This is a genomic window from Rhizobium croatiense, from assembly GCF_019793465.1.
GTDB lineage: Bacteria > Pseudomonadota > Alphaproteobacteria > Rhizobiales > Rhizobiaceae > Rhizobium > Rhizobium croatiense.
In genome coordinates this window covers 132,392-158,619 of the sequence record NZ_JAILYJ010000001.1, presented here as the reverse complement: position 1 = coordinate 158,619, position 26,228 = coordinate 132,392, and the positions used below count along the sequence as shown (strand labels likewise).

Below are 26,228 nucleotides of genomic sequence, written 5' to 3'. Positions count from 1 at the left end.
CATGCTTCGTCGTCAGTTCGGTGGGGACGCCGTGAGTGACCGCGGGATTGCCGGATTTTCCGACACTATCCGGGCAATGACCTGGAGCGGATGCGGGATGCGCCTGCCGTCGATTTCCTTCACCTGGGAGCGGCAGGAATATCCGGTCGCCATGAGGATATCGGCATCGCCAGCCGCATCGAGCTCCGGTTTCCAGCTCAGCGCATAAAGGCGCTCTGCGATCGGTCGGTTGCGAGCCTCGTGCCCGAAGGTGCCGGCCATGCCGCAGCAGCCGGTTTGCGCCGCCTGAAGATCGACGCCGAGGCCGTCGAACACCTTTTGCCATTGTGCGACGGAGGCCGGCGCATTGGTGCGTTCGGTGCAGTGGGCCATCAGTCGGAAGCTGCTGGCCTTAATGGCAGAAGGCGAAGCGGTCAGCCGGTCGAGGTTGGCGGCGAGCCATTCCTGTGGGAGCAGGACCGTCGCCTTCAGCAATCCCTTATATTCGCTGCGGAAGGCGAGCGTCATGGACGGATCGAGCCCGACGAGCGCGACGCCCGCTTCATCCAGTCGCTGCAGATAACGCGCGGTGCGCTTCGCCGCAGCCTCGAAGCGTCCGAGATAGCCATGAACATGCAGGGCCTTACCGTTGACGTGGGACGCCGCAAGAAGGGGCGCCAGTCCCATTTTCCGGGCGAGCCCGATGGCTGCGAGCGCAACATCGGGATCGAAATAGGCGGTAAAAGCGTCGGCGACGAAAACCACGCTCCGCTGCCTTTCCTGCGGCGACAGGGCGTCGATCGATTGCGGCGTCGCAAGCGGCACGCCGAGGCGGGCGGCTTCCCTGGCGAGTGAGATTCGCGGCAGGTGCGGCAGGGAGGTTAGCCCGGCGAAACGCATTATCGTTCTGCCGGCGCGCGTGCCCACGACCAGATTATAGGCAGGCCGGATGCGCCGGACGAGCGGCAGGGTGGTTTCGATCGCCGCGACCAGCGGATCCTTCAGCGGGCGGAGGTAGCGTCCGTAATAGAGTTCCAGGAATTTTGAGCGGAAGGCCGGCACACTGACCTTCACCGGACACTGCCCCGCGCAGGCCTTGCAGGCCAGGCACGTGTCCATGGCCGCGCGCACCTCGTGGGAAAAGTCATCGCGGTTTGCCGGATTCAGCGAATTGAAGGCGCGCCGCGCCAAGCTGGCGAGCGGAATGCTCCGCCGCAGGCGCATCGCCTCCTGGCGGGGATCGATGCCCTTCTCGGCAAGCAGCCTCAGCCATTCCCGCATCAGGGCGGCGCGCCCCTTGGGCGAAAAGCGCCGGTCGCGCGTCGCCTTATAGGAGGGGCACATCGGGCTCGTTTCGTCGAAATCGAAACAGGCGCCATTGCCGTTGCAGTAGGCGGCGTTGTCGAAGGCGGAGCGGATCTCGTTTCCGATGATGCGGTCGACATCTCCCCGCAGTGGAAGATCGTCGATCTTCGTCAGCACTTGCGCGGAAGGAGTTGCGATCTTGCCCGGATTGAGCCGATTCTCAGGATCGAAAGCCCGCTTGATCTCCTGCAGGCTGGGATAAAGATCGCCGAAAAACTCCGGCACATATTCCGAACGCACGCCCTTGCCATGCTCTCCCCAGAGCACCCCGCCATATTTGCGGGTAAGCGCCACGACGGTGTCGCTGACCTCTCGAACCAGCCGGGCGTGATCAGCGCGGGTGAGGTCGAGTGCCGGCCGCACATGCAGGACGCCGGCATCGACATGGCCGAACATGCCGTAGGAAAGGCCGGCGCCATCGAGAAGCGCGCGGAACTCGCGAATATAGGCCGCCAAATTCTCCGGCGGCACGGCCGTATCCTCGACGAAAGCGACGGGCCTGACCGGCCCTTCCACATTGCCGAGCAGGCCGACCGCGCGCTTGCGCATCGACCAGATCGCCTCGACATCGGCATGGCCCCGGGCGATCGTATAACCGGCATGGCGGGCATTAGCGCCCATGTCGAGCGCGGCGGTCACCTCCGCAAGCTTGCGCTCGAGTTCGTCTTCATTGTCGGCCAGCACTTCGGCGATGTTGATGCCGTTCGTGGCGCTGCCCGGATCGTCGGGAAAGAAGCGGGCGATGCCGGTCCAGACGATATCGCCCTTCGCGAGGCCGAGCACTTTCTCGTCGACCGTTTCCACCGAGGCCACCTTCAGCGCCACGAGGTTGCGCGCGTCCTCCAGGGCGGTGTTGAAATCGCCGTAGCGGATGTTGATCAGCGCTGCATGGGCCGGGATCGGTAGAAGGTTGAGTTCGGCTTCGGCGATCATCGCCAGCGTTCCCTCCGAGCCGCAAAGAACGGCATTGAGGTCGAAGCGTCCGTCACCACGCCTGATATGGGCGAGGTCGTAGCCGGTCATGTAGCGGTTGAGCTTCGGAAAGATCTCGGCGATCTGCTCGCGCTTCTCCAGCGCGATCCGTTCGACCCTCCTGTGGATCTCACCAACGCGATCCTTGCGTGCGGCGATCTCCGCGAGCGCCCCCGCTTCAAGCGGGCGCGACCAGAAATCGGAGCCGTCCATCAGCACGATACGCAATCCGAGGACGTGGTTGCTGGTCTTGCCGTAGAGGCATGAACCCTGGCCGCAGGCATCGGTGGAGATCATGCCGCCGATGGTGGCGCGGTTGGAGGTGGAAAGTTCGGGCGCGAAGAACAGGCCGTAGGGCTTCAGAGCCCGGTTCAGCTCATCCTTGACAACGCCCGCCTGGACACGCGCAATCCTTCGGACGGGGTCGATGTCGAGAATGGATTTCATATGCCGCGAACAGTCCACCACGACGCCCGATGTCAGGGATTGACCGTTCGTGCCGGTGCCGCCGCCGCGCGGCGCGATGTTTATCTCCCGGAAGGCCGATTCCGACAGCACGGCCGCCACGACCTGCAGGTCTTCGACGCTCCTCGGAAAAAGGACGCCGGCCGGCTCAACCTGGTAGATGGAATTGTCGGTTGAAAATACGGTCCGGCTCGCCGCACTGGTCTCTATATCGCCGTCAAATCCCGCCTCGACGAGCCGCTGGAAAAAACCCGCGGCGGGAAGCGGGATGGGAGCCTTCGGCTGGAGGCATGGGATCATTTCGAAACCTTCAGAATGCACTCGAGCCTTGTCACTAGCGCATCGGCCCGAAAATCGGAAGGCGTCGTCAGCGGCCTGTCAACCGGTCGGCGTGGCCGCTGACCGGTTGACAGGGCCGTCCGCTTCGAAGAGGCCGCGCGCTGCCTCGACCATCGACTGCAGGTGGTTGGGGTCGCGCACGCCCTGTCGGTAGAGCTCGATGATGATGCTCGCCATTCGTTCGGCCTCGGCGCTGTCCCTTGCTATCGCATAATCGGCGCTGAGCGTGTCGAAGACGCGCTGGCAGGTTGCAAGATCGCGGGAGTCCAGCGGCACCTGCGATCGGTTTGTGATCGTTTGAACCATCTCAATTCCCTCGGAAAACAGCCCGCCCGGACATCATCCTGTCGGGGCGGGCCGGCGACCTTTCGTCTCAGAAGTCCATACCGGGGCCGCCCGGCATTGCCGGAGGGGCATCCTTCTTGGGCTTCTCGGCGATCATGGCTTCCGTCGTCACGAGAAGACCGGCGATGGATGCCGCGTCCTGAAGCGCGGTGCGAACGACCTTGGCCGGATCGATGACGCCCTGCGCATAGAGGTCGCCATATTCGCCCGTCTGGGCGTTCCAGCCATAGGAGAAGTCGGTCTTTTCGCGCAACTTGCCGACGACCACCGAGCCCTCCGCTCCGGCGTTCTCGGCGATCTGACGAGCCGGTGCCTCGATGGCCCGGCGAACGATGTCGACGCCGACGCGCTGATCGTCATTGGCGGTCTGAACTTTTCCAAGCGCCTTGACGCTGCGCAGCAGCGCCACGCCGCCGCCCGGCAGGATGCCTTCCTCGACCGCCGCGCGGGTTGCGTGAAGCGCGTCGTCGACGCGGTCCTTCTTTTCCTTCACTTCGACTTCCGTCGAGCCGCCGACGCGGATGACGGCAACGCCGCCGGCGAGCTTGGCAAGGCGTTCCTGCAGCTTCTCGCGGTCGTAGTCGGAGGTGGTGTCTTCGATCTGGGCCTTGATCTGGGCAATACGGCCTTCGATGTCGGACTTGGCGCCCGAACCGTCGACGATCGTGGTGTTCTCCTTCTCGACCGACACCTTCTTGGCGCGACCGAGCATGTCGAGCGTGACGCTCTCGAGCTTGATGCCGAGGTCTTCGGAGATGACGGTGCCGGCCGTGAGCACGGCGATGTCTTCGAGCATGGCCTTACGGCGGTCGCCGAAGCCAGGGGCCTTGACGGCAGCGATCTTCAGGCCGCCGCGCAGCTTGTTGACGACGAGCGTTGCAAGGGCTTCGCCTTCGACGTCTTCAGCGATGATCAGGAGCGGCTTGCCGGACTGGACAACGGCTTCGAGAACCGGGAGCATCGACTGCAGGTTCGAGAGCTTCTTTTCGTGGATGAGGATATAGGGATCCTCGAACTCGACCCGCATCTTGTCGGCATTGGTGACGAAATAGGGGCTGAGGTAGCCGCGGTCGAACTGCATGCCTTCGACGACTTCGAGTTCGGTTTCGGCGGTCTTGGCTTCTTCAACCGTGATGACGCCGTCATTGCCGACCTTTTCCATCGCCTCCGCCAGGAAGCGGCCGATTTCAGCATCGCCATTGGCTGAGATCGTGCCGACCTGGGCGATCTCGGAATTGTTGGAGATATTACGGGCGTTGGCCTTCAGTTCCGCGACGATGGCGACGACGGCGAGATCGATGCCGCGCTTCAGGTCCATCGGGTTCATGCCTGAGGTGACGGCCTTCGCGCCCTCCTTGACGATGGCCTGGGCGAGAACCGTCGCAGTCGTGGTTCCGTCGCCGGCGATGTCGCTGGTCTTCGAAGCGACTTCGCGGACCATCTGGGCGCCCATGTTCTCGAACTTGTCTTCGAGTTCGATTTCCTTGGCGACCGAAACGCCGTCCTTGGTGATGCGCGGCGCGCCGAAGGACTTGTCGATCACGACGTTACGGCCCTTCGGGCCAAGGGTCACTTTCACGGCGTTGGCCAGGATGTCGACGCCGCGCAACAGCTTCTCGCGGGCTTCGACGTTGAATTTGACTTCTTTAGCAGCCATGTCCTCACTCCTTCACTAGGCAGCTAGCATTGACCACGTCCTGAGGGTTCAGGCGGCCTGCTTTCCTTCGCTCTGGGCTTCGATGATACCCATCACGTCGTTTTCCTTCATGATCAGCAGGTCTTCGCCGTTGATCTTGATCTCCGTGCCGGACCACTTGCCGAACAGGACGCGATCGCCGACCTTGACGTCGAGCGCCTGAATCTGGCCGGCATCGCTGCGGGCGCCGGGACCGACGGCGATGACCTCGCCTTCTTGCGGCTTTTCCTTGGCGGTGTCGGGAATGATGATGCCGCCCTTGGTCTTTTCCTCGGAATCGACGCGGCGGACGAGAATGCGGTCATGAAGCGGTCGGAACGACATGTCTTCCTCCATCGACAAACAATGATGACGTTGTTCGCCAGACCGGACCGGATGACGAGGTCCGGGCGGGTGCAAGGTCGCGCGCCTTGCGGGATTGATCTGGTTCGACGGTTTTTCGATTTCAAGGGGCGGCGCGGAAAAATTAGCACTCGCTGCCGGCGACTGCTAATGGCCCCGCCGGGAACAGAAGACCGGCTCCTGCGTTCGAACTAATGACGATGGTCGTCCCTTCGTCTTGAAGACGAGTTCAAAACTGTGCTCCGGCTTGAATCCGGATTTCGGCGTTCCTAGCTCTCAGGCGATCGAGGCTCGATGAGCTCGATCCGTCCCACGTCTTTAGGAGTGAGTGACATGGAAGAGAAGACCAATATAATCAAAGACCTCACTATCGAGGAACGCGAGGAAATCTTCGTCGACATCGCTCGTACGCTGGAGGATACGGCGCGCGAGGCCCTCGTCGAGGGCAATATGCACTTCGCTGTACTGTCGAACAACATGGCCGAAGCGATCCGCGTCAACGCCGACGAACTCGCTCGGGACGATCCCGAGAATGCCGAGCGCGTATTGCTCCAGGCGACGGCGATGATCTCGCAGTTCGAGGCCGTGCATCCCTATCGCATGGTAAGCATGGCCGTTCACTGATTGCCCGCTCAAATCAATCGCTGGCGTGCGGAACTCTCACAGCTGGCGAAGGTTAATGGATCACAGCATCGAAAGGTGATCCATGACGACTTCCAAAACCAATACACCAACCGAAAGCGGAACCGACGACGCGCGCTCCTTCGACACGCAACGGGCCGAGATCGATCGCCAGAGAGCATCGGACGCAGCCCGGCGCAATGCGAGTTCGACATCGGATCGCGACATCGGCAGCGAAACGCCAAGCCTGAAACTCGCGAAAGAGTATCTGAGCCTCGGCGGGCGCCGCCGGTCCAAGATCGACGACAACATCACCACTGTTCGCCAATGGGAGGAGGATCCGCCGGCGGCCGAACGCTTCTGGCAGGAGCGGGTGGAGACGCTTTCAAAGGCTGAGCGCAAGCAGGTGGAGGATTTTCTTCCCACGATCAACACGCCTTGAAACACTGCCGCTCGAGGCGAAACCAAAACTGCGAGCTCTGGGCGGGACTGGAGAAGATCATGGCCACGGACAAACACGAACAGATACGCCGGCGGGCCTACGAAATCTGGGAGGCCGAAGGCCGCCCTGAAGGGGCGGACCTGCGTCATTGGATGCAAGCCTGCGACGAGCTGGCCGGCGAGGACGAGTATGAGACGCTGCAGGACCTGCTCGATCAAGACGACAGGGATGACGCGGCGCTGCTTCAAGGCGCCGGGGAAAGCGGCGATCTCGACCGGCCTCGCCCCGGACTTGGTCAAGGTGCCGGGGCGACGCCGCCCGATATCGAGATAACCACGGGGGAGAAGCCTTCCCGGCAGAAGATCAGAGAGACCGAAGGACCGTAATCGTCATGCAGCATCTCGACCACGCCATGCAGATCGCCATGGAGGCACATGACGGCCAGACGGACAAAACCGGCCGGCCCTTCTTCGAGCACTGTCAGCGAGTCGCGCTTCTCGTGCCGGGCGACGAGGCGCGAACCGTCGCCTACCTTCACGACGTCGCCGAAAAAGGCAATGGCTGGACGCTCGACAGGTTGAAAGAGGAAGGCTTCCCGCCGGCAATCATTTCTGCCGTGGATGCATTGACCCGGCGGCCCGACGAGCCGGACGAGGAATTCGTCAGACGTGCGGCAGCAAACCCGCTCGCTTTGCCCGTCAAGCGGGCCGACCTCGAGGACAATCTGCGCCAAGCCGAACAGGCCGGTAAAGACAAGCAAAAATATCAAACCGGCCTGGATCTGCTGCGCGATATCGAGAACGGACAATAGTGTTTCCTTCTGGTGGCCGCAGTGAAGGGCCGGCAAGAGGCGTTCGTGTCGCTATTTCTGACGCGGCTGCCGCAAGCCGGCGCCGGCAGCGATCTGGCGGCCTTGGCGCCTGGCGACAGCGGCTTCGTATAGCGTTCGCGCCGCATTGCGGATTTCCTCCTGCATCGCCTGGTCTTTCTCGTATGCCGTATGGCTTGTCGCGTAGGGTTCCCAGTAACCAATATAGCGGTCGATTTCCGCAAGCGGGCCGGCCGGTACAAGATCCATCGATCTCAGCCAGTCCGAGAGGTTCCGCCGGACGCCCTCCGAACCTTCCGTGTCACCATGAACGATGACGGAAAACAGACGGCCTTCCAGATGTCGGGGATAGGGCCATCCGTTCATCTCCAGCTGTTTTGCCTGGTCGGCATGTTTTCCGTGGGTGCTTGTCGGATCCGGGTTGCCGCCGTCGGCACAGACAAGCCGGTCGATCATCAGCTTCAGCGATGACGGCGCCTGATACCAGTGCACCGGCGTAACGATCATGATGCCGTGCGCCTCGACCCACATCGGATAGATCTCGTTCATCCAGTCATGGATCTGTCCGAGCGAATAGTTGGGATAACAGGAACAGGGCCAGTGACAGAGAGCCGCCGCAGTGGAGAAGCAGGCTTTGCACGGATGGATCTGCCGGCCGTATTCCGAGGCGATCCGGCTCAAATCGAGGATCTCGATCTTCACATGGCGCTGCTGCTCCAGCATCTCCCTGGCGATATCGACCATGCGGTAGCTCTTCGAAATCTCGCCCGGGCAGGTGTGTTCGCTGCGCGTCGAGCCGTTGACGAGAAGCAGACGGGTAGGCCCGTTCGGATCGTCATGCCGCTTTTCCGCGTCACGGATGGCATCGCGGGCCGCCAGCCAGTCTTCAGCCAGATCATAATCGGGATCGGCGAAGCCGGGGCCGGCCTTGCGGGTCTTCGGGCTTTTTCGCGAATTTGCGTAGGCTTCCCAGGCTGCCGAAGCGAGTCGCGCAAGCTCTTCCTGCAATTTGCCGTAGGCCGGATCCTGAAATTGATTGAGAAAGCGCCGCTTGAATTCATGCTCGTCAAGCCGCGGGCTGGGACTGCCCTTGCGCGGTTCGAGATCGGAGGCTGACGTGGCAACATTGGCTGACATGGGAACTCCTGAAGCCGGTGCTTTGCTGAACGCACCGGCAGATACTGTGTTCCCGTCATGGCATCGATGGGCCGATGCAACCGGAGCAAGCGCTAAACTTCCGGAATTTCAAGAAGTAGCCACCCGCTGACCATTTCCTGACGATGAAACAGACCGCGATAGCGAGACGACCAGCGGTAAGTCGCTTATTAACTCATACGACTTATAGTCGCGGCTACTTGGGCGAACGGGGGAGTAGTCTTGTCCGACGAGCTGCACATTATCTCTGCAATGGATGGTGCGTTGACGGGCCTGCCCGGACTTGGCGATTGCCTTGATCAACTCGATATCGTGCTCAACGTTCACGTCGATCGAGATGAATTTCACGAATGCGTCGCCAAACGGCCGTTACCGAACCTTATCCTGCTCGACGCCCTATCGTCGGAGGGTCGCGGTCTCGAAGACTGCCGGCGTCTCAAGGAAAACGCCGTAACGCGTGATATCCCTGTGATTATCCTGGTCTCGCCGCAGGACGAGCAAAGCAAGATTGCGGGCTTTGGCGCCGGTGCGGTGGATTGTGTCTCCAACCGCGTGTCCGCCGCCGAGCTCGTCGCCCGCATCAAGCGACATCTCGAGCTCGGCGCGGCGCAGGCGCGACTGCAGCGGCGCAACGAGCAACTCGACACCGCGCTTGCCAGCATGGGACAGGGCGTATGCCTGTTTGACGAGGGCGGCCGGCTGCTCCTTTCGAATAATCGTTATGCTGAGGTTTACGGGCTCGATCCCGCCGTCATCCATCCGGGGCAGTCCCTGGAAGACATCCTGAAACTTAGACATGCGGTCGGCGCCGTTCCCGCCACCTCCACGTCGGACTATCTCGCCTGGGCCGAAGCGACCAATATAGGTGACGTGCCCCAGGATTGGATCAAGGAACTCAAATCCGGCCAGATCATCCGCGGCTATCATCAGCGGACACCAGGGGGCGGCTGGGTATCGACCCATGAGGATATCACACAGGCCTGGTTCGCGGAAAAAGCCCTCGCAGAGGCGCACGCCCAGGCAGAACGCGCCGAGCAGGAGGCGCGGGCGGCGCATGCCCGGCTTCTGGCAGCCTTCGAAGTCGTCCCGGAAGGCCTCGTCCTGTTCGACGCCGAAGACCGCTTCGTCCTGTGGAACCGGCGATACGAACAGCTTTACGCCGAAAGCGGCGATATGCTTGTCAAAGGGATGCGCTTCAAAGACCGCCTGCGTGCGGGCCTCGACCGCGGCCAGTATCCGGAGGCGGTCGGGCGCGAAGAGGAATGGCTTGAGGAGCGGCTGGCCCATCATGCCGAGCCCACCAGCAAACACGAGCAGCGTCTGCCCGGAAACCGGTGGATCCGGATCGAGGAACGCCGGATCTCCGAAGGGGGCAGCGTCGGCATCCGAGTCGATATCACCGATCTCAAGATGCAGGAGGCGTCGTTCAGGCTGCTGTTCGAAGGCAACCCGATGCCGATGTGGGTGTATGACCGCGATACCCTGAAGTTCCTCCATGTCAACCAGGCTGCCATCGATCACTATGGCTATCGTCTGGAGCAGTTCCTGACCATGACGCTGCGTGACATCCAGGCGCCGCAGGACGCCGGACGGGCAACGTCTGCCGTCTTCGACGCCGAGGATCCAGCCGCCACGACCTGCTCCTCCCGCCACCTCAAGGGAGATGGCGGCGCCATTGAAGTCACCGTTTATTCCACCTGCTTGAACTACAAGGGCAAGGCGGCATCGCTGATGGCCGTCGTCGACGTCACCGAGGCCAAGCGTGCCGAAAAGGCATTGCTGCAGCACCGCGATACGCTTGAGGAGATGGTGCGCTCCCGCACTGTCGAACTGGCGCGGCAGGCGGAAGAACTCGAACGCATGCTCGAACAGGAGAAGCAGATCAACGAGTTGCAGCGCCAGTTCGTCTCGATGGCGTCGCATGAGTTCCGCACCCCGCTGGCGGTGATAGACGGCGCGGCGCAGCGGCTTATTCGGCGCAAGGAGGCGGCGACGCCGGAATTCCTTGCCGAAAAGGCCGACCAGATCCGCAGCTCGGTTTCCCGTATGCTCGAACTGATGGAAAGCATTCTTGCCGCCGGGCGGTTGGATCATGGCCGGATCTCCATCGTGCCCAAGCCGTGCTCAATTGCCGAAATCATCGAAACCTGCAGCGCGCGTCAGGAAAGCATTCGGCGGTCCCATCGCTTTCTGCTCGAACTCGACCGGATTCCTCAGACCATTTATGGCGATCGCCCCGCGCTCGATCAGGTCTTCAGCAACCTCTTCTCGAATGCCGTCAAATACGCGCCGGATTCTCCAAACGTCCACGTCACAGGATGGCAGGAAGGAGAAAGCGTCTGCATTACCGTGCGCGACGAAGGCATCGGTATCGACGCCGACGACCTCCCGAAAATGTTCCAGCGCTACTTCCGCGCCAGAAGCTCCACAGGCATTGCCGGCACCGGCATCGGCCTCAATCTCGTCAAACAGATCATCGAGCTTCACGGTGGCACGATCGAGGTGGCGAGCAGCCGCGGGAATGGCACGATGTTTACCCTCAGGATCCCGATCGGCGCGGAGGTGTACGATGAGCTGCGTGCGGCGGGCTAAAGCGCGTCGAGATCGTTCAGATTCGCTCCTCGCGCTTCAGGTATACAAACCTAAAGCTTCAGGGCGAATGCCGGCACGCAAACGCCGTTTTCACGGAAGTGCCGCTCCAGCTCGTCAATGTCCGGTCTAGCCGGCGGATTGCCCAGCGCCTCGGCCCAGTTCTCGCGGCTGGGCAGGGCCATAGCCGCGGTGACCAGCACGGCGGTTCCAGGGCCGAGTTCGCCGCGCAATTGCGGTAGCAGAGTTTTGGCGCGGATGAGGTTGGTGTTGGGGATCGGGCTCATCGTGTGACCGGCCCTCGGACGGGATGACAGATCGACGATGGCGCTGACATCCGTCTGGCCGTACCAGACGGCCCTGCCTTCCCTTGCATCGGATCGGTCGACATTAAAATCGGCACGCTCGATCGCAAAGCCGCCTTCGACGGTGCTCAGCGCCCGCGGTGTGACGATGCGGTGAATGCGGATGTGCCAGGGGTTTGCGGGAAGAAGCCAGGTCTCGATGCTGACGTCCTGCCAGGGGCGCCAGCGCGAAAAGAGCCGGTCGCCCGCTATCAGCGCTTCTTCGAGGGTTTCCCGCATGCGGAAGTGGACCCCATCGTCGGAAAGGCCGAGCATGCCGTCGAAGCTGGCGGCGGCAAAGTTCCGGTCGTCGGCCTCGATGTTGAAGGCATAGCGGGTGGAGTAGGCGAATTTCGAATATTTCTCGTTTGCACCGCGCATCTTGTCGTGCTGCTGGCCGGAAGAGAGCACGACGACATTTCCCGGCGTATGCATGGCGACCATGCCGGCCGGCTTCAAAACCACCGGCTCTGAGAATTCCGGCTGCGACGCCTCTTCGGCGGCCCAGAAGGGGTGATCTTCAGGAAGGGCAAGCGGCAAGAAGAATTTCAGCGCCCAATAGGGCGAGCCGGGAGAGTTATAGCTCTCGCTCATCAGAAGGTTCGGGTAGCCATAGCCGACGGACAGAACGCCATCGCGGTCGGCGATCGGCAGCGCCGACCACCAGCGGATATGGCGCATGTAATAGCCCTTGATCTCAGCCCACGGCAGCGCCTCGACGCCGGCAAAGGCGAGCGCACCCCAGAAGCCGCCGGCGGCGAAGCGGTAGGTCTGGCTGCGGCCGAAGGCAAGGGCTGCGCCATCCGGGCCGAACCAGTGACGGATATCCGCGGCGAAGGTCCGGGCGCGATCGCGAAAGCGGTCCTTGCGCGCCTCGTCGCCGCGCGCCAGCACGGTGTGGATCAGGCCGTAGAAATGCATGGCGAAGGGGATGTAGTGATCGACCCGCCGGACCGGCCCGTCGCGATACCAGCCGTCGCCGAGATCGAAAGCTTCCAGTTCGTCGAGATAGGCGACGGTTTTGCCGTGGTCGAACGCCACACCGACACGCTCCAGCCCGAGATCGATGAGGACGCGGAAGAATTTCCAGTTGTTGTCGATGAATTCCAGGTTCCGCGCGGCGACAAGATAGGCGGAGACCGTCTTCTTCTCGTTGTCAGCAAGCGGCTCCCAGATATGTTCGGGCACGAGCGCCAGCGCAAAGCCGACGGCGGCAAGCTCGACCAGCCGCTGGTTGCGATCGGCGAGATCACCCCAATATTCGGGATGATCGGGATTGGTGCCGTTTGCCAGCCCCTGCCGATAGAGATCCCAATGCGGAAAATGGCCGCCGCCGGCGGCGAGCGGAACGATGCCCCAGAGCGGCCGTGCAAATCCCTCCAGATCCGCTGCCGCCCGGTCGAAGATCGCGCCAGCAGCGCCCAGGCGCACACGTGCGCCGCCTTCGGAGAAATAGGGCAGAAGCGGTTTGAAGAGGTCGATGACGGCCTTGGCCAGATCGTCGCGTGTCGTCAGCGGATTGCCGGAAAGCGGGTTGGCCTTGGTGGGATCGTAGATCATCGTCAACTCGGAATTTCGTAAAAACAAATTCGGCCGCGGGCCGATGTTGACCCGCGGCCGCCGACATCTTGTGAGGCTACTTGATGGCTTTCACGCCTTCAGTCATTTCCTTCAGACCGTCATCGACGGAGGTGTTGTCGGTCATGATCGCGTCGTGGGCGCGGTTGAGCACCACCTCGATCTTCGCGGCGTTCGGATTGACGGCCATTTCCAGATAGGCTTTGGCCGGTATCAGCGCTTCCTTGCTGGCCTCATCCTGCGGGAAACCGGGCGTCGACGCGATCTTTGCGCTGACATCGGCGGTCTTCAGCGCCGGGAAGGTGCCGGTTGAGGCGATGACGGCCGCGCCCTCCGGGCCGGTGACGAACTTGATGAAATCGAGCGCGGCATCCTTGTGGGCGGAATTGGCATTGACCGCGAGCCCCGAGATCTGCGCAGCCGTCGTGCCGGCGGCCACACCATCAGGATGCGGGAACTTCACGATGCCCCAGTTCTTGCTCTTCGATTCACCCGACTTGACCTTGGCGATCTGGGTGCCGACGAACCAGGTGCCCATCGGCAGCATGCCGATCGTGCCGTTGAAGAAGAGCGCCGAATAATGCGTATTCGATGTCTTCAGGAAGGCATAGGAGGGAATGGCGCCGTCCTTCTGCAGGGTGAGCGCGCGCTCGTACCAGGGCTTCAAGAAGGCGTAGTCGCCATCAACCAGCGTATGTTTTCCGTCGAGGATGCCGGGCAGCTGGACGGTCGAACGCCAGGTGTGCAGCAGTGCGCCATAGGTCTTGTTGGTGCCCATGCCGCCCGCGAGCTTCTCGGCGGTCTCGTCGAACTGCGCCCAGGTCATGTCGTTGGTGGGGTAGGGGACGCCTGCCTTGTCGAAAATGTCCTTGTTGTAATAAACGATCCAGAAGTCGGAGCGGAACGGCAGCGAATAGATCTTGCCGTCGATGGTCAGCTCTTCGATCAGGCCGCCATAAGGCGCCGGATCGATCTTCTGATCCTTCACGAAGCCGCTGAGATCGGCGATGTTGCCGGCGCGCACCAGATTGGTATAGCCCGGCACGTCCTTGATGGTGACGATGTCGATATCTTTCGAGCCGCCGGTCAGCTGCGTCGAAATCATCTGCTGGTAGTCCTGCGAGCCGAGATCCATCGGCTCGAACTTCACGTTCGGATGCTTAGCCTGATAGGCCTCGATCAGCGGCTTGTAATAGGCGGTCTTGTCCCAGTCCCACAACGCCCATTTGAGCGTCACGGCGTCTTGAGCAAGCGCTGCGCCGGCCGTCGTCGCGGCCAGAGTGAAACCTGCCACGGCAAGTTTCACCGCCCTCCCGAATTTGTCCAAATACATTCCTGTTCTCCTTCCCTGGATCGTCTCTGGATCAGTTATTTTATGAAGTGTCGGTGCGGCCGCATTGCCTCTGGCAGGTCCAGAACCAACACCACTGTCCGATGGACGCCGAATACGACGGCGAACATTCCGAGTGAAAAATTGAAGGTCGCCGGCATGAACACGGAAACCGGATAGAAGAGGATGTGCGCCAGCCACAGCGTGGCGTTGACCGCGAGCGCGGCAAGCGCCGGCAGCGGGCGGGCGACGGAGGCGAGCGCGGCGAGGCGAAGGAGCCGCAGCGCCGGCAGGTCGCGCATTACCATTAACACGATGAGATGGCAGGCGAGCACGGCGAGGAAGGCGGTCGCGACGAGCGCGATCGCCAGCGGTGCGGCGAGCATCAGATTGTCACGCGCGCCAGCGGCATAGGTGACGATCGCATGGACGCCGATCGCAAGCGCGCCTGCCAATGCCAGGCCCCAGGCGGTGGCGCGCCAGAAATAGCGCAGGAATGCGTCGGTGAAATCACGCAGCAGATAGGTGTTGCGATCTTCGACGAAGGCGACCGAGACGCGGGCCATGGCGGCGAGTGCTGCCGGCAGCGTCACCACGAAGAGCGAGGCCAGGATGAACAGAATGTTGAGCTTGACCATCTCCCACCATTCGCGGGCGAGAATATCGGCGAACAGGGCAAGGCCGGTCTTCGCAGGCGCATCCTTCGGAATGCCCGGCCCCTCCTTCGTCCACATGTCCCGCAACCACTGCATTGCCGTCTCCCCAGGCGCTCAGTAGAGAATCGATCGTTCGGTTTCCTTGTCGAACAGCTGCGCATTGCTCATGTCGGCGACGAGTGTCGCTTCCTCGCCGATATCGGGCCGGAAGCGCGGCGATACGCGGGCGATGAGATTGCGCCCGCCGGCCACCATGTTCAGGTGCACTTCCGAGCCCATCGGTTCGGCAAGTTCCACCACCGCCTTCACAGGGGCCAGGTTCTCGGCCGGAATGTCGGCCGGCGGGAGTTCGTGGAAGTTCTCCGGGCGGATGCCCAGCACCAGTTCGCGGCCCTCATAGGACGCGATCCTGCTCTTGTCGAAATGGTCAGGCAGCGGCAGCTCCCGGCCATCGAAGATTGCGACATAGCGCTCGCCCCGGCGCTGAATGATCGAGGGCAGCATGTTCATCTGCGGCGCGCCGATGAAGCCGGCGACGAACATGTTGACGGGGCGGTCGTAGAGGTTCTGCGGTGTGTCGACCTGCTGGATATGGCCGTCCTTCATGACGACGATGCGGTCGGCCATCGTCATGGCTTCCACCTGGTCGTGAGTGACGTAGATGAAGGTGGCGTTGAGGCGCTTGTGCAGCTTGGTGATTTCTGAGCGCATCGTGCCGCGCAGCTTGGCGTCGAGATTGGACAGCGGCTCGTCGAGCAGGAAGACGGCCGGGTTGCGCACCATGGCGCGGCCGAGCGCCACGCGCTGGCGCTGCCCGCCTGAAAGCGCCTTCGGCTTGCGGTTCAGGAGATGGGTGATGTCGAGGATCTTGGCGGCGTCCTGCACCTGTTTGTCGATGAAATCGCGCGACACTTTGCGCAGTTGCAGCCCGAAGGCCATGTTCTTGTAGACGGTCATATGCGGATAGAGCGCATAGTTCTGGAAGACCATGGCGATGTCCCGATCCTTGGAGGGGACGTCGTTCATGACGTCGCCGCCGATCCGGAGCTCCCCGCCCGAGATCTCCTCGAGGCCGGCGATCATCCTGAGCGTCGTGGACTTGCCGCAGCCGGACGGGCCGACCAGGATGATGAATTCCTTATCGGCGATCTCAAGATCGATATCGTGGACGACCGTGAGCGCGCCGTAGGATTTGTTCAGCTCTTTAAGCGAAATGCTGGCCATCGGGTTCTCCTGACGTCACCAATAGGAAGACCAACGGCGCGAAAGGCGCGTCAAAGCTTCCATGTAATAATAATCTCCCCAGGAGACGCACTCATCGACGCCCTCGCCACGGCAGGTGTTGAAGGGCGATTTCTTCGAATAGGTGGCGTGCAGCACCAGGCCGTTGGAGACTGCGGGGTCCTTGACCGCATAGTGATCGGCAAGGCTCTTCACCATGCGCCGCGCCAGCATGCGGTAGCGTTCGGCGGTGTCGGCGTCGACGAGATCGGCCATTTCAAGCAGGCCGCAGGCGGTGATCGAGGCCGAGGAGCTGTCGCGCGGCTCGCCGTCGCCATCCGAAAAGACGAGATCCCAATAAGGCACCATGTCGGCCGGCAGCCGGTTGAGATAGAAGGCAAGCAGCCGATCGAAGGTCTGGCGATATTCCTCGATCCGCTCATAGCGGTAGGAGAGCGCCATGCCCGCGATGCCCCAGGCCTGCCCGCGCGCCCAGAAACTGTCGTCCCTGTAGCCCTGCTTGGTAGCGCCGCGCACCGGCGCGCCGGTGACCGGGTCCATGTAGAAAGTGTGATAGGTGGAATCATCCGGCCGCACCGAATTGGCGAGCGTGGTGCGGGCATGGGTGAGCGCAATCTCGCGGTAATTCGGATCACCCGTCTCGTGGCTTGCCCAATAGAGAAGCGGCAGGTTCAGCAGGCAGTCGATGATGTAGCGGTATTCTTCCGGTCTGCCCTTGCGGCCCCAGGCCTGGATGAACTGGCCGATCGGCTGAAAGCGCTCGATCAGCTGGTCGGCGGCCAGGATCGCGGCCTTGCGGCCGTCCTCGTCGCCGACGAGTTTCCAGGCGGCGATGCAGGAGGGCGAATACAGGAAGCCCATGTCGTGATGATCGGTCTCGATGCGGTTGACGATCCGATGCACGAAGGACTGGACCTGGATCTGCGCGGCATGCCGGAACACCGGATCGCCGCTATGCTCGAAGGCGAGCCACATCTCCCCCGGCCAGAAGCCGGCCGTCCACTGGTCGTTGGCAACGGCGGGATAGACATTGTTGACGCTCGAATGGTTCTGCGCAGCGTAAGTAAACTGAGGAAGGTTGCGCCTGACCTGCGCGACGGCGAGATCGAGCGCGGCGTTCACTTCCTTGTCGGTGATCGGCTGCGGGGCGCCTGTTGAAACGGCATTCATGGCTTTACCCCTTCAGTCCCGTCGAGGCGATGCCCTCGACAAAGAAGCGCTGCAGAGCGAGGAAGACGATGAGAACGGGAACGAGGGCGACGACGGAGGCCGCCATGATCAGCCCGTATTCGGCCGAATACTGCGAGATGAACATGCGCAGGCCGATCTGGACGGTCTTCAGCTCGGTCTTGGTGAGATAGATCATCGGGCCGAGGAAGTCGTTCCAAGTGCTGACGAAGGTGAAGATCGTCAGGGTCGAGAGCGCAGGTTTGGAGAGCGGCAGCATGATGCGCGCCCAGATCTGATATTCGTTCATACCGTCGATGCGTGCCGCCTCGCAGAGCTCGGTCGGGATCGACATGTAGAACTGCCGCATCAGGAAAACGCCGAAGGCGGTGAAGGCCTGCAGGCAGATCAGCGCCAGATGCGTGTTGTTGAGGCCGAACTCGCGCATCAGCAGGAATTGCGGCACCATATAGACCTGCCAGGGCATGGCGATGGTGGCGATATAGCCGAGGAACAGCGTGTTCTTATAGGGGAAATTCAGGTTGGCGAAGGCGTAGGCGGCAAAGCTGGAGGTCAAGAGCTGCAGCAGCGTGACGATGATCGTCAGCTTCGACGTGTTGTAGATGAAGAGCGCAAGCGGGATCTTCGTCCAGATGTCGACGTAGTTCTGCCATTGCGGCTGCGACGGTATCCACTCGATCGGGAAGGCGAAGACGTCGCGGCTGAGCTTCAGCGATGCAGAAAGCATCCAGGCGAAGGGCATCAGCATGACAACCGTCACCGTGATGACGATCGCATAGAGGAGGACCGTTTTGACGGTGATCTTGCGTCCGGCGATCCTCATGCCTCGTCCTCCCTCTGGCGGCGGAACTGGAAGACCGTGACCGCGAGCACGAGGAAGAACAGAACCAGCGAAATCATGCTGGAATAGCCGAGGTCCCAGGAAATGAACGCCTCGTTATAGATGTGATAGACGAGCACGAGCGTCGAAGTGCCGGGGCCGCCCTGGGTGATCATGAAGATCTGATCGAACACCTTGAAGGACTGGATCGTTAGCATGACGGTGACGAAAAAGGTCGTCGGCCCGAGCTGCGGCACGGTGACATGGATGAATTTCTGCCAGGAATTGGCGCCGTCGAGATCGGCGGCCTCGTAGAGTTCGGAATTGATGCCCTGCAGCCCGGCCAGGTAGATGACCATGTAATAGCCCATGTTCTTCCAGATGCCGAACAGGATCACCGTCACCATCGCCCAATGTCGGTCGGCCGCCCATCCCGGCATGTTCTTCGGGTCGAGGCCGAGCGTGTAGAGGATCATGTTCACCGGTCCCATCTCGGGGTTGAAGATCATGTTCCAGACCACGGCGACGGCGACCAGCGAGGCGACATAGGGAAAAAACATCGCCGTGCGGAAGAAATCGCGCCCGGCGATCTTCTGGTTGAGGAGGACGGCGAGGCCGAGGGCGCAGAGCAGCGTCGCCGGCACCGAGGCGACCGTATAGATGATCGTGTTCCAGAAGGCCGCGACGAAGGCCTTATCGTCGAACAGCCGCCAGAAATTGTCGAGCCCCGCGAATGTGATCGCATTCGAGCCGTCCCAATGCATGAAGGCGAGCGCAAAGGCGAAGAGGATCGGGCCGAGCGTGAAGACGGCGAAGCCGAGGAAATTCGGCGCGATGAAGGAATAGGCGACCAGCGCGCTGCGGATCTTGCGCTGGCGCTTGGACAGAACCGCGACCTTCCGGCGTGGAGTTGCCGGGGCGCCATCCGTCGCGATGACCGAATTCGATATGGACACCGATGCTTCCTCCTGGTCGGGCATTCTGCAGCTGGCGGCTTTTGGGCTTCTCTAGCCTAAATTCAGAGCCGTTCGGGCGGATGGGTGCCGCCTGTTCTTCCTCCTGCCAAGGACATAGCACATCTCCGGTATTGGTCAAACAAGTTCTGGATAGATCATACAAATTTTATGGCATGCGTCGGAAACATATGATAGGTGGAAGTGAAGGCCAGACGCCCGTCGATGCTTTTCCAGTGCGGGGAGGGACATGTTCAGCGAGATTTCAGGCGCGTTGCCGGACATCCTCGGCGATTTCACGCCGGGAGCGGTCTACGCCGATCGCGAGAGATGGAAAGCGGTGCCGCAGACCGTGCGGGACGTGGTTGTCCGCGACGCCGAGGCCGCGCTTGCGCGCGCATGGCCTTTGATCACGGCCTCGGATTACCGGGAATACACGGCGGCCGGCGATCGTTCGCGCTTCGAGGAGCTTTATTTCACGCGGCGGCGGATGCTCAACGATCTGGTGCTGGGTGAACTCGTCGAAGGGAGCGGGCGATTCCTGCCGGGGATCGTCGACGGCATCTTCCTGATCGCGGAGGAAAGCGGCTGGCAGCTTCCGGCGCATAATGCCTATGGGCGCGGCGGTCCGCGTCTGCCGCTGCCCGATAATTCGCAGCCGGTCGTCGATCTCTTCGCGGCCGAAACGGCAGCCCTTCTGGCAACGATCGTCGCATTGTTCGGCGATCCGCTCGACAACATCAGCCCTGAAATTGCGGCGCGTGTGAAACGCGAGATCGAGGCCCGCATCCTGACGCCCTATCTCGGCCGGCATTTCTGGTGGATGGGCAGCGGCGACGAGCGGATGAACAACTGGACCGCCTGGATAACCCAGAACATCCTGTTGACCACCTTCTCGCTGAAGACCGATCAGCCGACGCGCCGCGCCGTTATCGAAAGGGCGCTCGGCAGCCTCAATGCTTTCCTGAAGGATTATGCCGAGGACGGCGCCTGCGAGGAAGGCGTGGTCTATTACCGCCATGCCGCACTCTGCCTGCACGGCGCGCTGACCGTGCTCGATAGCGTGGCGCCCGGCCTGTTCGGCAAGATCTGGCGGCAGCCAAAGATCCGCAACATGGCCGAATATATCGCCCAGATGCATGTGGCCGGCCGCCATTATTTCAACTTCGCCGATTCCTCCGCCGTGGTCGAACCCTGCAGCGCGCGGGAATATCTGTTCGGCAAGGCGGTCGGCTCCGAGATGCTGGCGGCCTTCGCCGCGACCGACCGGGCTGACGCCGAGAGCCCGCACCTGCCGGGGGAATGGAACCTCTGGTATCGCGTGCAGGAGCTGCTGACCGGGCAGGCAATTCCAAAGATCGAACCGAATGCGGCGTGCGGTCGGGATATCTTCTATCCCGGCATCGGCCTGTTCGTCGCCCGCGACGGTCAGTTTTCGCTTGCGGTGAAGGGCGGCAACAACGGCGAAGGCCACAATCACAACGATGTCGGTAGCGTGACGCTCTACAAGAACGGTCGCCCTTTCCTGATCGACGTCGGCGTCGAGACCTATACCGCCAAGACCTTCTCGCCGCGGCGTTACGAGATCTGGACGATGCAGTCGGCCTATCACAACCTGCCGACTTTCTCCGGCATCATGCAGTCCGCCGGCGAAGTCTTTGGCGCAAGGGATATCGAGGTCGAATTCAGCGAGGCGAACGCGCGCATATCCCTCGAAATTTCAGGCGCCTATCCCGAGGAAGCGCAACTGCGCAGCTATCGGCGCACGGTTTCCCTGCAACGTGGCCGCCATGTCGAGATCGTCGATACCCATGACGGCGACCGGCCGGCGGTCCTGTCGCTGATGACGTGCCTCACGCCTGTTATCACCGAGAACAGGATCGATCTCGCCGATCTCGGCAGCATTTTTATCGATGGCGCCGGCGAAATCGAAATCGACGAGATCGAGGTGAATGACATGAGGCTGAGATCAGCCTGGCCCGAGAAGCTCTACCGGCTGCGTCTGCCGCTTGCCGGCAAGCGCCTGAGATTGCGGATAAATTAAAAAGTTAGAGCATGATGTCGTCTGAAAACCGCTTACAGTTTTCGGCATCATGCTCTGAGGAGGTCGAGCATGGAATTGACGCTGAAGATCGTGGATGCCGACGGATTCGTGCGGGCAAGTTCCACAGGGCGGGACGAGACCTTCCTGGTCTATCGCCAGGATTATCGCGAGGGCGACTGTGTCGTCGTCGAGGCTTCCGAACCCGGGCATCTCTTTCTCGCTTTGGACAGCGCGATCCACCCCGGTTTTGTCTACATCAAGGAAAGCGCTTACTCGCTGGCCGTGCCTTTCGGCGATAAGCGCAAGTCCTATTCGCCGAATGCCTTTAAGGGCGATATTCACCGGCTTTCGGCGAGAAGTGCGCGGCCCGACGAACTCACCCAGCGGCGCAATCTCGCTCTAAATCCCTGGGACGATCATGCCAATCGGGCGCTCTTCCCGCATGCGCGCGCCAATGTCGAGACCCGCGGCGAAGCGGTCTTCGCCGCGCGCAACGCGATCGACGGCGAAAAGGCCAACGACAATCATGGATTCTGGCCTTACACCAGCTGGGGCATCAATCGCGATCCCGAAGCCGCGCTGACGGTGGAGTTCGGTAGGCCGGTACGGATCGACGAGATCGTCTTCTACCTCAGGGCTGATTTCCCGCATGATTCCTGGTGGGAAGAGGCAAGCGTCACCTTCTCGAACGGCAGAACCTCTTCTTTTCCGCTGGTGAAATCCGGCACGGCGCAGCGTTTTTCCATCGAGCCCTGCACCGTCGAATGGGTGGAACTGCACGGGCTTATCAAGGCCGAGGACGGCTCGCCTTTTCCGGCGCTGACGCAGATCGAAATCTGGGGGACGGAGGCGCTCGGTGTTGCAGCCGTCGCTGCCGAAGATCAGGCCGGGCACGCCGCTCTTTCTCTTCCTCTATGAACTGAAGGCCGGCCTCGGCCGTGCCGCGCTCGGCGGGCTATCGTGCAGCCGATTCCAAGCTCGGCGCAGCTGCCGGGCCGAGCCGAAGCCGGCGCGCAAGGCCACGGCCTCCATATCCAGCCGAGAGCCGGCGAGCATTTCGCGGGCGAGAGCCACGCGCATGCGGTTGACGAAATCCGTGACGCTCATGCCGGTCTGCTCGTTGAACAGCCGCGAGAGGTTCCGCGCGCTGGCGCCGCTGAGGCGCGCAAGCGAGGCAACCGACCAGTCGCGAGTGGGATCGGCGGCAACCGCATCCTGTGCACGGTGAATGACCGGGTGGATATGGTTGCGGCCTTCGAGCCAAGGCGAAAGCTGCGGGTCCGAGCCGCCGCGCCTGAGATAGACGACGAGATATCTGGCCACAGCAAGCGCGCAGGCATGTCCCGCCGCTTGGGCGACGATATGCAGCATGAGGTCTATGCCGGCGGTGATGCCGGCGCTGGTGAGACGCTCGCCGTCCTCGACATAGAGCCGGTTGTCCCGGATGCGCGCGGTGGGCGCGAGCCTGGCCAGGTCCTCCATGCAGCCGTGATGCGTGGTGCATTCGCGGCCGTCGAGCATCCCGGCCTCGGCGGCGAGAAGGGCGCCGGAGCAGATCGAGATCAATCGAATCCCCGGCCGGATGGCGCGTTTCAGCCACGCGACGATGGCCGCCTGCGCGGCGCGCTCCTGCTCGTCCCAGGGACGGTTGTTCTCCATCGGCGCGTCGGCGCTGCCGGCGATGACGACGAGCGCCTGATCCGGCAAGCGCTCCGGCAGGGCGGCGACGCCTGTGACGGCAAGGCCGATCGAGCTGCCGACCGTTGCCGACGGGCCGATATAGGTAACGCTGAAGCGCACCGCCTGCTGTTCTAGATTCGCCTTGCGCAGCACTTCGATCGGGCCGGCGACGTCGAGCAGCAGCACGCGCGGCGGCACGACGACGAAGACGGAGATATCGAAGGGCTGCGCGGCTTCCGTCATGCGGCGAGCGACTTCCCGCGCCCCGCCAGCGCCTGTTCGACGGTGGCGATCCTGGCGAAACGGTCCGAAAGGACAAGTTCCGTGCGGCCGCGGATTTCCCCGGCGCTCCAGGTGCGTCCCGCCGCGTCGGTCATCGGGAAAGTCAGGGTCGCTTCGCTGACATAATCGACCTGGTAGCCGAGATCCGATGCGTGGCGAGTCGTGGTCTCGCAGCATTGTTCGGTGCGGATGCCTGAGACAATGATGCGACGCACGCCGTTCTCGGTCAGCCAGACGTCGAGCCCGGAGCCGACGAGGGCGCTGTGACGGCTCTTCCTGAAGGTCGCGTCGGGGGCGATCCTGAGCGGGGCGAGCGTCCTGACGAAGCCCGAGTTTTCCGAAAACGGACCGCTTCCATCGACATGGAAGATCTGAATGACGGGTATCCCGCTTGCGGCCGCGCCGTCGATCACAGCCTGCTGGCGATCGATATAGGCGGATGCGAGGCTTTCATCCCAATAATCGCGCTGCCGGAAGGACTCTTGAGCGTCGATGACGAGAAGGACGGTATCATGGCCGGACATTTCTTGCTCCGTGGATGTTGATCATGAAGCCATATTCGGCGATCCCTGGACAGAGGAAAATGCACGGGCCGGACAAATAGCGGACAATTCGCGCCAATGACGGTTGAGGACACTCAGCTACTCGGAGCAGCAGGCGATGTCGAATATGGCCGCCCTTCCATGCGCCCGCTTCCGCGAGCCCCTCCGCACGTGCTAAGGGGATCGGATGCGACTGCTTGTGGTGGAGGACAACAAGGATCTGGCGGCCTGGCTGGGCAAGGCCCTGCGGCAGGCGCAATATACGATCGACATTGCCTATGACGGCGAGGACGCGGAGCATCTGCTCAGGGTGGCGGAATATTCGGCGATGATCCTCGACCTTTCGCTGCCGAAGCTCGACGGATTGACGCTTCTGAAGCGGCTGAGACAATCGGGCAACAAGCTCCCCATCATCATCCTGACCGCCAATGCGAGTCTCGACGGCCGCGTGGCGGGGCTCGACAGCGGCGCCGACGATTATCTCGCCAAGCCCTTCGAAATCGCCGAACTTGAAGCCAGGATCCGCGCGGTGGTACGCCGCGGGCAGGACCGGGCATCGTCCGAGATCACCGTCGGGAACCTGCGCTTTTCCGGCGGGACGCGGCAGTTCTTCGTCGAAGGCGAGCCGCTGCAATTGACGCCGCGCGAATATGCCGTTCTCGAGCAGCTGGTCATGAAGCTGGGCAATACAGTCTCGAAGGCCGCCCTTTCCGAAAGTGTCTTCGGTTTCGACGACGAGGCGGATCCGAGCGCCATCGAAATCTATGTCCACAGGCTTCGAAAGAAGCTCGAGGCCAGCTCCGTGCAGATCGCGACGTTGCGCGGGCTCGGCTATCTCCTCAGACATGTTCAGTAGCGTCTTCAACAAAAGCGTCGCCGCCATCGGCCGGCTCAGCCAGAGCCTCAGGGTGCAATTGCTGTCGCTGGTGCTGCTGACGCTGTTCGGCGCGATCGGCTTCAATCTCTACGACAGCTTCTGGTCGGCCGATGCGACGGCGAAACTGGTGACGGACCGCACGCTTCTGGCCTCGGCCCGCGTCATTGCCGAGGCGGTGCGCGTCGACGAGGGCGGCAATGTCCAGGTCGATGTGCCGCCTGCCGCGCTCGAGATGTTCGATACGGGGTTCGGCGACCGCGTCTTTTACCAGGTCATCACCGTGTGGGGTAATCTGGTGAGCGGCTTTCCCGATTTGCCGCTGCCGGCGGCCCAGCGTGTCGGCGAGGATCGCGTCTTCCACGGTGCCGATGTGCGCGTCCTGATGCTCGACCATCCCGTCGTCGGGCTTCCCGATGACGGCACGATTTCCGTGACGGTCGCGGTGACGCATAACAGCCAATATGCGATGCGCAAGCAGCTGTGGCTTTCGGATTTTGCGAAGCAGTTCGTGCTCGTCTTCTTGGCGAGCCTGGTGACGATCCTCGGGCTGCAGCGTGGCCTTGCGCCGGCTTTGAGATTGCGGGACGCCGTGCGAGCGCGCGGCCGCAACCGTCTCGATCCGCTGCCGCCGGAGATGGTACAAAGCGAGCTGCGCCCGCTCGTCCATGCGCTGAACGACCATATGGAGCGCGTCCAGAACCAGATGGCCGCGCAGCGGCGGTTCGTATCGAATGCGGCGCATCAGCTCAGAACGCCGCTCGCACTGATTTCGACGCAGGCGAGCGTGGCCGCCCGCGAAGACGATGCGGCTCGCCGCGACGAGGCGCTTGCCGCACTTCGCACCAGCACCAGGCAGATTTCGCGCCTCGCCGGCCAGCTCCTGACCTTGTCGCGGGCCGAGCCCGGGAGCCGGCGGCCGCGCGGCGACGTGACCGATCTCAGCAAGGCCGCCCGCGAAATATTGGAAGCGCATGCCGAAGAGGCGCTGAAACGCAACATCGATGTCGGCCTGGAAGCGGACGGCCCCGTCACCGTCGAGGGCGACGGAACGATGCTGCGGGAGATGCTGGTCAACCTCATCGACAATGCGATCCGCTACAGCGCTGCGGATGGACGGGTGACCGTCTCGGTCGGGCAGTCGGACGGAAGCGCAGTCATCACCGTCGAAGACAACGGGCCGGGTATTCCCGTCGCCGAGCGTGAACAGGTCTTCGAACGCTTCTACCGGATCATGGGGACCGAAAGCGAGGGAAGTGGCCTCGGGCTTGCGATCGTCCGCGAGGTCGTCGAAGGCGCCGGAGGTTCGGTGTCGCTCGGCGATGCGGAAGGCGGCGGTCTCATTGTGACGGTGCGGCTGCCGCTTGCTTAGATCGGAGGCTCATCGAATGAAATAAGGCCGGGTATAGCGCCGTCCCCGGTTAATGACGCTCCTCGCTCTCTACCCGGCGTCATTCTCGGCCTTGTGCCGAGGATCTGCTGCCCTATCGACCGGAGGCAGATGCTCGGCACAAGGCCGAGCATGACGAAAGGGAAGTTGGCCGAGTTTGCCATCA

Annotated in this window: 23 protein-coding genes; 9 read left to right on the top strand and 14 right to left on the bottom strand. The window is 62.2% G+C overall.

Going from position 1 to position 26,228, the window contains the following annotated elements:
* Positions 1–12: 12 nt before the first annotated feature.
* From ydiJ to groES, 4 genes are all read right to left on the bottom strand, one after another.
* Entirely contained in the window at positions 13–3,081 is a 3,069-nt protein-coding gene (gene ydiJ, locus K6M89_RS00720; RefSeq protein ID WP_222138058.1) for a D-2-hydroxyglutarate dehydrogenase YdiJ, read from the bottom strand.
* A 78-nt stretch (positions 3,082–3,159) separates the two neighbouring features.
* Positions 3,160–3,426 (bottom strand): hypothetical protein, encoded by a 267-nt coding sequence (locus K6M89_RS00715; protein ID WP_097581014.1) that lies wholly within the window; start codon positions 3,424–3,426, stop codon positions 3,160–3,162.
* Positions 3,427–3,493: 67 nt separating this feature from the next.
* Complete coding sequence (gene groL / locus K6M89_RS00710) at positions 3,494–5,122, bottom strand: chaperonin GroEL (RefSeq protein WP_222138057.1); 1,629 nt, start codon at positions 5,120–5,122, stop codon at positions 3,494–3,496.
* Between the two features lie 48 nt (positions 5,123–5,170).
* Positions 5,171–5,485 carry a co-chaperone GroES gene (groES, locus tag K6M89_RS00705; RefSeq protein ID WP_222138056.1) on the bottom strand — a complete coding sequence of 105 codons (315 nt, stop codon included), beginning with the start codon at positions 5,483–5,485 and terminating at the stop codon, positions 5,171–5,173.
* 351 nt (positions 5,486–5,836) lie between these two features.
* On the opposite strand from groES, the gene K6M89_RS00700 reads away from it, so the two are divergent.
* The 4 genes from K6M89_RS00700 to K6M89_RS00685 all read left to right on the top strand — a co-directional run bounded on the left by K6M89_RS00700 (position 5,837) and on the right by K6M89_RS00685 (position 7,377).
* Positions 5,837–6,127: a hypothetical protein gene (locus K6M89_RS00700; RefSeq protein ID WP_010032737.1), complete on the top strand. Its 291-nt coding sequence runs from the start codon at positions 5,837–5,839 to the stop codon at positions 6,125–6,127.
* An 82-nt stretch (positions 6,128–6,209) separates the two neighbouring features.
* Positions 6,210–6,566, top strand: a complete 357-nt coding sequence (locus K6M89_RS00695) for a hypothetical protein (protein WP_097581011.1) — start codon at positions 6,210–6,212, stop codon at positions 6,564–6,566.
* A 59-nt stretch (positions 6,567–6,625) separates the two neighbouring features.
* A complete protein-coding gene (locus K6M89_RS00690; protein WP_222138055.1) occupies positions 6,626–6,952 on the top strand; it encodes a DUF2934 domain-containing protein in 327 nt (108 codons plus the stop codon).
* 5 nt (positions 6,953–6,957) lie between these two features.
* Positions 6,958–7,377 (top strand): HD domain-containing protein, encoded by a 420-nt coding sequence (locus K6M89_RS00685; protein WP_097581009.1) that lies wholly within the window; start codon positions 6,958–6,960, stop codon positions 7,375–7,377.
* A 51-nt stretch (positions 7,378–7,428) separates the two neighbouring features.
* Here the strand turns inward: K6M89_RS00685 and K6M89_RS00680 are convergent, their stop codons facing one another.
* Positions 7,429–8,532: a flavodoxin family protein gene (locus K6M89_RS00680; protein WP_222138054.1), complete on the bottom strand. Its 1,104-nt coding sequence runs from the start codon at positions 8,530–8,532 to the stop codon at positions 7,429–7,431.
* A 240-nt stretch (positions 8,533–8,772) separates the two neighbouring features.
* Between K6M89_RS00680 and K6M89_RS00675 the strand changes: the two genes are divergently transcribed.
* Positions 8,773–11,142 carry a PAS-domain containing protein gene (locus tag K6M89_RS00675; RefSeq protein WP_438826575.1) on the top strand — a complete coding sequence of 790 codons (2,370 nt, stop codon included), beginning with the start codon at positions 8,773–8,775 and terminating at the stop codon, positions 11,140–11,142.
* A 50-nt stretch (positions 11,143–11,192) separates the two neighbouring features.
* Here the strand turns inward: K6M89_RS00675 and K6M89_RS00670 are convergent, their stop codons facing one another.
* From K6M89_RS00670 to K6M89_RS00640, 7 genes are all read right to left on the bottom strand, one after another.
* Complete coding sequence (locus K6M89_RS00670; RefSeq protein WP_222138053.1) at positions 11,193–13,043, bottom strand: DUF2264 domain-containing protein; 1,851 nt, start codon at positions 13,041–13,043, stop codon at positions 11,193–11,195.
* A 76-nt stretch (positions 13,044–13,119) separates the two neighbouring features.
* A complete protein-coding gene (locus K6M89_RS00665) occupies positions 13,120–14,394 on the bottom strand; it encodes an ABC transporter substrate-binding protein (RefSeq protein WP_097581007.1) in 1,275 nt (424 codons plus the stop codon).
* 35 nt (positions 14,395–14,429) lie between these two features.
* A complete protein-coding gene (locus tag K6M89_RS00660) occupies positions 14,430–15,143 on the bottom strand; it encodes a DUF624 domain-containing protein (protein ID WP_222138052.1) in 714 nt (237 codons plus the stop codon).
* Between the two features lie 18 nt (positions 15,144–15,161).
* Entirely contained in the window at positions 15,162–16,271 is a 1,110-nt protein-coding gene (locus tag K6M89_RS00655) for an ABC transporter ATP-binding protein (protein ID WP_222138051.1), read from the bottom strand.
* Positions 16,272–16,286: 15 nt separating this feature from the next.
* Positions 16,287–17,459, bottom strand: coding sequence for a glycoside hydrolase family 88 protein (locus K6M89_RS00650; protein ID WP_222138050.1), 1,173 nt, complete (start codon positions 17,457–17,459; stop codon positions 16,287–16,289).
* Positions 17,460–17,463: 4 nt separating this feature from the next.
* Complete coding sequence (locus tag K6M89_RS00645; RefSeq protein WP_222138049.1) at positions 17,464–18,300, bottom strand: carbohydrate ABC transporter permease; 837 nt, start codon at positions 18,298–18,300, stop codon at positions 17,464–17,466.
* Positions 18,297–19,277: a carbohydrate ABC transporter permease gene (locus K6M89_RS00640; protein ID WP_170964800.1), complete on the bottom strand. Its 981-nt coding sequence runs from the start codon at positions 19,275–19,277 to the stop codon at positions 18,297–18,299. The genes K6M89_RS00645 and K6M89_RS00640 overlap by 4 nt, the downstream gene beginning before the upstream one ends.
* Before the next feature lie 223 nt (positions 19,278–19,500).
* Between K6M89_RS00640 and K6M89_RS00635 the strand changes: the two genes are divergently transcribed.
* Both K6M89_RS00635 and K6M89_RS00630 read left to right on the top strand, forming a co-directional pair.
* A complete protein-coding gene (locus K6M89_RS00635) occupies positions 19,501–21,294 on the top strand; it encodes a heparinase II/III domain-containing protein (RefSeq protein ID WP_222138048.1) in 1,794 nt (597 codons plus the stop codon).
* 69 nt (positions 21,295–21,363) lie between these two features.
* Positions 21,364–22,212 carry a carbohydrate-binding protein gene (locus K6M89_RS00630; RefSeq protein WP_222138047.1) on the top strand — a complete coding sequence of 283 codons (849 nt, stop codon included), beginning with the start codon at positions 21,364–21,366 and terminating at the stop codon, positions 22,210–22,212.
* Here the strand turns inward: K6M89_RS00630 and K6M89_RS00625 are convergent.
* Together K6M89_RS00625 and K6M89_RS00620 are read right to left on the bottom strand one after the other, a co-directional pair.
* Positions 22,207–23,217, bottom strand: coding sequence for a GlxA family transcriptional regulator (locus K6M89_RS00625; protein WP_222138046.1), 1,011 nt, complete (start codon positions 23,215–23,217; stop codon positions 22,207–22,209). The genes K6M89_RS00630 and K6M89_RS00625 overlap by 6 nt on opposite strands.
* On the bottom strand, positions 23,214–23,780 hold the full coding sequence (locus K6M89_RS00620; RefSeq protein WP_222138045.1) for an isochorismatase family protein: 567 nt from the start codon (positions 23,778–23,780) through the stop codon (positions 23,214–23,216). Before K6M89_RS00620 ends, K6M89_RS00625 begins: the two co-directional genes overlap by 4 nt.
* A gap of 205 nt (positions 23,781–23,985) precedes the next feature.
* Here K6M89_RS00620 and K6M89_RS00615 point away from each other — a divergent pair, with 205 nt between their 5' ends.
* Positions 23,986–24,654: a response regulator gene (locus tag K6M89_RS00615; protein ID WP_222138044.1), complete on the top strand. Its 669-nt coding sequence runs from the start codon at positions 23,986–23,988 to the stop codon at positions 24,652–24,654.
* Positions 24,644–26,044: a sensor histidine kinase gene (locus K6M89_RS00610; RefSeq protein ID WP_222138043.1), complete on the top strand. Its 1,401-nt coding sequence runs from the start codon at positions 24,644–24,646 to the stop codon at positions 26,042–26,044. Before K6M89_RS00615 ends, K6M89_RS00610 begins: the two co-directional genes overlap by 11 nt.
* Positions 26,045–26,228: the final 184 nt, after the last annotated feature.